The sequence below is a fragment of the Acetivibrio ethanolgignens genome (genome assembly GCF_001461035.1).
Taxonomy (GTDB): Bacteria; Bacillota; Clostridia; order Lachnospirales; family Lachnospiraceae; genus Velocimicrobium; species Velocimicrobium ethanolgignens.
Map to the genome: position 1 here is coordinate 1 of NZ_LNAM01000105.1, position 1,075 is coordinate 1,075.

Annotated in this window: 2 protein-coding genes; one reads left to right on the plus strand and one right to left on the minus strand. The window is 33.6% G+C overall.

The window, feature by feature from the left end; genetic code table 11:
• The coding region (locus tag ASU35_RS19860; protein WP_207644125.1) for a hypothetical protein at positions 1-275 on the minus strand (275 nt) is incomplete at its 3' end.
• A 268-nt stretch (positions 276-543) separates the two neighbouring features.
• On the opposite strand from ASU35_RS19860, the gene ASU35_RS05680 reads away from it, so the two are divergent.
• Positions 544-813 (plus strand): IS110 family transposase, encoded by a 270-nt coding sequence (locus ASU35_RS05680; protein WP_058352081.1) that lies wholly within the window; start codon positions 544-546, stop codon positions 811-813.
• Positions 814-1,075 lie beyond the last annotated feature (262 nt).

The window sequence follows — 1,075 nt, forward strand, 5'->3', positions numbered from 1 at the left end:
TGTTTCCGTCTGAAATAATCTGCGGAAATCGCCCGAGATAATCTGCGGTTTGACATATAGCCTTTTGCAATGTGGCTTACACTGGCAAAAAGCAACGAAACCATAACTATAACTATCTCAATATAAAAATCAGAAAATTTTATATTTAGAGGGTTTATACCATATATGGAATTGAGTGAAATAAATGCGTATGCAATCAGCGGTTGAGAAATAGCTCCCATAAGTATAGCCACAATCATTAATATGGAATATTTATTTATAAAGTATTTTTTCATATTGTCACCTTGTATGATAATTAGGAGTTAATTATCACACATCTCCTCTTCTTTTAATATGGTGGCTAAAAGCAATAAGATACTGTGGACTTTTAATTTTGTCTTATAGCTTTGACTACTATAAGGTGTATATTGCCTCTACCTTTATATGAATTGTTTATAGCTGGATGTTGCCGGTTTTCCCATGCACTTATTTTCATCAGGTCTACGATGATAATCACTGGTCGGTATCACGGTATCAAGACTTTAGAAAAGGAGGTGCAACCTTATGATTTACGCAGACATTGATATTGCAAAACTTAACCATTTTGCCTCAGCCATATCTTCTGATAGCGAAATACTCATTGAGTCGCTTAAATTTACAAATGACAATGATGTTTTCCATTTGTTGTTCTCTAAATTAGATTCTTTCAAAAAAGACAACCTCATCACTTGTCTTAAATCAACGGCACACCACGATGACGACCTTATTCGATACCTTGTTGATTTTAATTACAAAGTGCGTGTGTTGAACCTCATCAAAACTTCTACTATATGAAAGTACAGCATTAGCAAAACAAAAATCGACAAAGTCGACACATACCTCTTCTGTAAAACTCTTATGATGCATATCGTTGATTTGAAAAACACCCACCTAAAAGCCTTATTAAGGTTACCCATTTTACCACAAAAAAGATTTTTAATTTCCAATTAATTTAGTTTTGGCTTTTCATAGCTGGTCTCTCATCATTTTTTCTTATATATAAATAGTGTCTGCTGATTAAGCAGACATTTGCAACTTCCAACTCTTACATCTGCTC